This is a genomic window from Streptomyces sp. MB09-02B (genome assembly GCF_033794485.1).
Lineage (GTDB): Bacteria > Actinomycetota > Actinomycetes > Streptomycetales > Streptomycetaceae > Streptomyces.
Genome location: NZ_JARGEE010000538.1, coordinates 1 through 5,298, shown reverse-complemented (window position 1 = coordinate 5,298; position 5,298 = coordinate 1). Strand labels below are relative to the sequence as shown.

The 5,298-nt window shown below is 70.2% G+C and carries 7 protein-coding genes; 4 read left to right on the top strand and 3 right to left on the bottom strand.

Translation table 11 applies throughout. From position 1 onward, the window contains the following. A partial coding sequence (locus P1P70_RS40035; protein ID WP_319246723.1) for an energy-coupling factor ABC transporter permease occupies window positions 1-703 on the bottom strand: 703 nt, incomplete at its 3' end. A gap of 276 nt (window positions 704-979) precedes the next feature. On the opposite strand from P1P70_RS40035, the gene P1P70_RS40030 reads away from it, so the two are divergent. Next, window positions 980-1,327, top strand: a complete 348-nt coding sequence (locus tag P1P70_RS40030; protein WP_319246721.1) for an SsgA family sporulation/cell division regulator — start codon at window positions 980-982, stop codon at window positions 1,325-1,327. 192 nt (window positions 1,328-1,519) lie between these two features. After that, window positions 1,520-2,224, top strand: coding sequence for a histidine phosphatase family protein (locus tag P1P70_RS40025; protein ID WP_319246726.1), 705 nt, complete (start codon window positions 1,520-1,522; stop codon window positions 2,222-2,224). On the opposite strand, the gene P1P70_RS40020 is transcribed toward P1P70_RS40025, so the two are convergent. Further along, a complete protein-coding gene (locus P1P70_RS40020) occupies window positions 2,208-3,113 on the bottom strand; it encodes an intradiol ring-cleavage dioxygenase (protein ID WP_319246720.1) in 906 nt (301 codons plus the stop codon). The two genes, P1P70_RS40025 and P1P70_RS40020, sit on opposite strands and share 17 nt — an antisense overlap. A gap of 118 nt (window positions 3,114-3,231) precedes the next feature. Next, the gene (locus P1P70_RS40015; RefSeq protein ID WP_319246719.1) at window positions 3,232-3,531 is read right to left on the bottom strand and encodes a hypothetical protein; all 300 of its coding nucleotides are present in this window, start codon (window positions 3,529-3,531) and stop codon (window positions 3,232-3,234) included. 175 nt (window positions 3,532-3,706) lie between these two features. Between P1P70_RS40015 and P1P70_RS40010 the strand changes: the two genes are divergently transcribed. Both P1P70_RS40010 and P1P70_RS40005 read left to right on the top strand, forming a co-directional pair. Further along, window positions 3,707-4,606, top strand: a complete 900-nt coding sequence (locus tag P1P70_RS40010; RefSeq protein ID WP_319246725.1) for a hypothetical protein — start codon at window positions 3,707-3,709, stop codon at window positions 4,604-4,606. Window positions 4,607-4,637: 31 nt separating this feature from the next. Then, a complete protein-coding gene (locus tag P1P70_RS40005; RefSeq protein ID WP_319246718.1) occupies window positions 4,638-5,102 on the top strand; it encodes a hypothetical protein in 465 nt (154 codons plus the stop codon). The last annotated feature ends 196 nt before the right edge of the window (window positions 5,103-5,298 follow it).

Sequence of the window (5,298 nt, the reverse complement as noted above, 5' to 3'; positions counted from 1 at the left end):
GGGCGGCGGCGGGGGCGTCCACCAGCTCACCGTTCACCCGGAGCTTGAGCGGGGCGGTCAGGCCCCGGGCGCCGTGCACGAGGTCCGGGCGTACGGCGACGACGGCACCGACCGTGGCGGCGGTGATCGCGGCCTCGCCGATGCCGATGAGGACGTGGACGCCGACCATGGCGGTCAGGACCGAGCCGATCGGCACGTCCGTGGTGCCGCCGATCGCGTAGACGAGGGTGAAGGCGGCGGCCGAGGCGGGCACGGAGACCAGGGCGGCGACGAAGGCGGAGACGGTGATCGAGCGCCGCTTGCGGGGGAGGATCCTGACCAGCGTGCGGAAGACGGCGTAGCCGACGACGGAGGTCACCACCCCCATGATCGTGATGTTCACGCCGAGGGCGGTGAGGCCGCCGTCCGCGAAGAGGATGCCCTGCATGAGGAGCACCACGGACACGCAGAGGACCCCGGTGTAGGGGCCCACGAGTATCGCGGCCAGGGCCCCGCCGAGGAGATGTCCGCTGGTCCCGGCCGCGACCGGGAAGTTCAGCATCTGCACGGCGAAGATGAACGCGGCGACGAGCCCGGCGAGGGGCGCCGTCCGCTCGTCCAGCTCGCGCCGGGCACCGCGCAGACTCACGGCGACCGCACCGGCGGCGACGACTCCGGCGGCCACCGAGACGGGGGCGTTGATGAATCCGTCGGGGACATGCATACGAGGGCTCGCTCTCCTGACAGGGGGCCGGGCCACCGGGTGGGGACGCGCTGGCTGGAACCTTACGATGATAGTGCCTTATTGCGACCCTCTTGCAAGAGCGCCTGCGTACCGAATAGCGAAGGGTTCGCCGGGCACCTTGGCCCCTTACAGGCGGCTTGCAGTGCCCTTGCAGGGCTTCCGGGGGCGCGCGGCCGAAAATATGCGACATTGGAGAGGCAGTGGACAGCGGATGCACAGCTTCTGCTTGTGTCACTCAGCGTGAGGAGTCCTTCGATGTCCGTCACCGTCGAGCAGTACGCCCGGGCGCATGTCGTCACGGACTCCCCCGAGGACCGGGACACCGTGCCGGTCGTCCTCCGCTACGACCCCGACACCGACGCCTCCGCCGTGCACGTACGCCTCCCGGGCCCCGACGAGTGGGCCTTCCCCCGTGAGGTCCTCGAACGCGGCCTGCGCACCCCCACCACCGCCGGCCCCGTGAGCATCTGGCCCTGCGGCCGGGTCCAGGCCGTCATGGAGTTCCACTCCGCCGAGGGGGAGGTGGCGGTGATGCAGTTCGACACCAAGGCACTGGTCCGCTTCCTGCGGCGGACGTACACGGCCACGCCGGTGGCGCCCTGAGGGGAGCGTCCGGCGCCGCTCAGGGGGTAGGCATGACGGCGACCGACGCGGAGCCTCGGTCACCGCGACCGCCGCAACCGCCGCAAGCATGGGGGACGCATGACAGCGCGGACGAACGACGCCACGGACACCGGGATCACGACGGTTCCCGGCGAAGGGCTGGCACCGCCGTACACCCTCGCCTCGCTGTGGGTGGTGCGGCACGGGCAGAGCACAGCGAACGCCGCGTACGCCGAGGCCGAGCGGACCGGGTCGACGGAGCCGCTGCCGGGCCGGGGCGCGGACGTCCCCCTCTCCGGGCTCGGCCGCACGCAGGCCCAGGCGTTGGGTGGGTGGCTGGCGGGACTCGCGGGGGACGACGGCGGGCCGGGCCCGGATCTGGTGGTGTGCTCGCCGTACGTGCGGGCGCGGCAGACCTGGGAGGTGATGGCGGGGCAGCCCGGTGCGGCCCCGCCGCCGCTGCTGGTCGACGAGCGGCTGCGGGACCGGGAGATGGGGGTCTTCGAGATGCACCCGCCGGCCGCGTTGCGGGCCCGCGCGCCCGAGGAGGCGGCACGGCGGGCGCGGACCGGCGACTGGTTCTACCGTCCGCCGGGCGGCGAGGCGCTGGCCGATGTGGTGCTGCGGGTACGGGACTTCGTCGGCGAACTGGACCGCGTCGCTCCCGGCCGCCGGGTCCTCCTGGTCGCCCACGACGCGATCGCCGTCGCCGTGCGCCTCGTGTGCGCGGGGCTCGGCGCGACGGCCCCCGACCGGCTGCCGCCCGTCCCCAACGCCTCGGTCTCGCGGTGGGACAACGACGGGCAGCGGCTGCGGCAGGCACGGTGGGGCGACACGACGCACCTCGAACAGCCGGGAGCGACCGGCTCCCCGGCCCCGGCTACACCGGCACCGTGAGCGTGGCGGTGTAGCCCTTGTCGGTGCTGCCCTCGACAGCGGCGAGCTGCTGGTCGTAGCCGTCGCTGAAGATCATGTCGGTCTCCAGGGAGAGCTCGCCGAGGTTCTGGACGCTGTCGCCGTAGCCGTCCGTCGCGTACACGGTGTCGCAGACGTCCTTGGGGAAGGCGAGCTGCGAGGTGACGGCGATGTTCCGGGCTGCGGTGGCGTCGGCGAGGCTGTCGTAGACCTCGAAGTGGAGGTGGGGCCAGCGGCCGGGGTAGCAGCCGGGGAAGACCGAGGTGAAGGTGAGCCGGCCCTCGTCGTCGGTCTCCTGGACGCCGCGCAGGTAGTTCTCGTCGGTGACGCCGTCGGAGTAGAGGGAGTACCGGCCCTCCCTGTCGCATTGCCACAGGTAGACGGCCGCGCCCTTCTTCGGGGTGTCGCAGCCGGAGGACTGGTCGACGACGGTCAGCGTGATCGTCAGCGGGACGCCTTCGGCGACACCGTCCGACGAGCCGAAGCTCCGGGTGATGTCCCGCCGGACGACACCGCTCTCCTCCAGGACGTTGGGGCCGTTCGAGCCGTCACCGGGGTACGGGCCCTCCGTCTCGCTCGGGATGACCTCGCAGTCGGCGCCGGAGGTGCCGGACGAGGACGAGGACGAGGCGGAGGAGGCCGGGTCGGACGCGGAGCCGCCGGCGGAGTCGTCCGAGGAACAGGCCGCCACCAGCGGGACCATGCTCGCGCCGGCCAGCAGTCTGATCATGCGGCGACGGGCGAACACGGGCAGGTCGTGGGAGAGCCCTCTGTCGAACTCGTCGTCGTGGTGCTGGTCGTGCCCGTGACCGTGGATGTGGCCGTGGCTGTGGCCGTGACCTTGGCCGCTGCTCTTGGGTGCTGTGCTCATCTGCGGAACCGCGCTTTCCGAATGTTCCCGTCATGGAATGCGCGTGATGCTAGGGGCGATTCCTGTGTGCTTCCCAGGCCTTCACCATGCCGTTGTTGTCAGACCGCGCGGCCTCGCGTCACCGTGTGGCCGCCGACAGCATCACGAGCGCGAACATCACGACGGGCGTCACGATCATCGTGGCCAGATGGACGGCCCACGTCCGGGTCATCCGCAACACCGGGAACAGGACCAGCCCGCCCAGGAGCCAGCACCCGTAGATCCGCCCGGCGAGCTGCCAGGCGTCGGTCTCCTCGGCCCGGGTGGTGGGCTGAACGAACAGCGCGCCGACGGCCACGAGAAGCAGCACACCGCACAACAGCACGTTCCCGACCCCGACCCCGACGACGACCCGCCGGTCCTCAGTCCCCCGGGCCATGGTCGGCACCTCCCTTGAACCAGCGAAGCTCGGCGGCAGTCACGGTCCCCCTCCGACGCTTGCGCGACGACGTCGTCCACCCCTTCGAGTGAATACGCCAACTCGACTGGCCATGAGCATATTTGACCGCCATATGCTCACACCCACGAGCGACGAAAGGACCAAGCGCACCCCTATGGTCAGTTCCCCTCATGAAGCCATGCATCGGATCTTCCAGCAGGATCCGGGCGTCTTCGCCCGCGCGGTTCGGGCACTCGGCATCCCGTTCGACGATCCGATCTCGGCCACCCCGTTCTGCACCGACCTGACGGAAAATCGTCCTCTGGAACGGAGGGTGGACACACTGCTGAGCATCGAAACGAAGCGAGGCAAGTTCCTTCTGGCCGTAGAGGCTCAGGGAAAGAAAGCCGTCGACAAACCGAGGAACTGGGCCTACTACCTGGCGCACCTGCACGCGAAGTACGAGCTGCCCGCAGTGCTCCTCGTGGTGTGCGACAACAGGAGCACAGCCGCCTGGGCGTCCGAGTCCGTCGACTTCGGTCCACCCGAGTGGCCCTCCCTCACACTGCGCCCCCTCGTCCTGGGGCCGGACGACGTACCAGTCATCGACGACCCGGTGAAGGCTCGCCAAGACATCCCGCTGACCGTTCTGTCCGCTGTCCTGCACCGCCGCGACCCCCAGGCCGATGCCATACTCAAAGTACTGGTAGACGCTCTGAAGGGCCTCGAAGCCCGCGATCCCGACACCGCGACGATCTTCGTTGAACTGACATCTCAGGGGCTGGGTGAAGCGCCGGCCGCCGACACCTGGAGGGCACTCATGACCGACCTCTCGTTCTTCACGTCGCCGATCTCCGAGGAGATCCGGGCGGAGGGCAGGGCGGAGGGTAGGGCGGAAGGCCACGCCAAGGGCAAGGCCGAGGACATCCTGCTGCTCCTCGATGGTCGCGAAGTCCCCATGTCCGCCCCCGATCGCGACCGCATCACGTCCTGCCACGACCTCGCCACCCTCAACCTCTGGTTCACCCGCGCGATCACGGCCACCTCTGTCGCCGAGGTGTTCGCCGAGGAGTGACCCCGATGCCGTCGCGTGATCAGCTGGGTTCGTGGAGACCATCATCGCCAGTGGTATAGCCGTGCTCGGGACCCTGCTCGGGTCGGGGCTGACGCTCGCCTATCAACAGCGCGCCACCGATCGGACCCACGAGTTCACCCGTCGCGAGAAGCTCCGTCAGGAACGTCTTGACGCCTACTCCGTGTATGCCGGTGCGCTGATCAACTACCGCCGCTGCCTTGTCCACCTGTGGTTCTGCGAGCACGAACAGCCCCCGCCCGAGGACCCCGACACGGTCCGCGTCCGTGCGTACGACCTGCGGTCCGCCGCGCAGGAGGCCCTGTTCCGCGTACAGATGCTCACGGCCGACGAAGACCTGAGCCGGGCCGCCGAGGCCGTCCTCGCCGACGTCACCGCCGTCCTCAAGACCGACAGCAGACCGGAGTTCGACGCGCGCCGGGTGCGGACCCGGGACGAGATCGCCCTCCTCATCAGGACCGCCAAACAGCACCTCTAGGGCCCCATGTGCCGACGGTCACCTGCGCCGCCCAGGCCACCGAGGCCGCCGAGGCCGTCCGCGCCCCTCGGGTCCTCACGCCCCCACCGTCCCGTCCACCGTTCCTTTGGACTGAGCATGAGTGCACATGTCCAGCCGCACGCCCCGAACGGTCTTGAGCGCACTGGTCCCCGGCGTACTCGACCCCTGGGCGGCG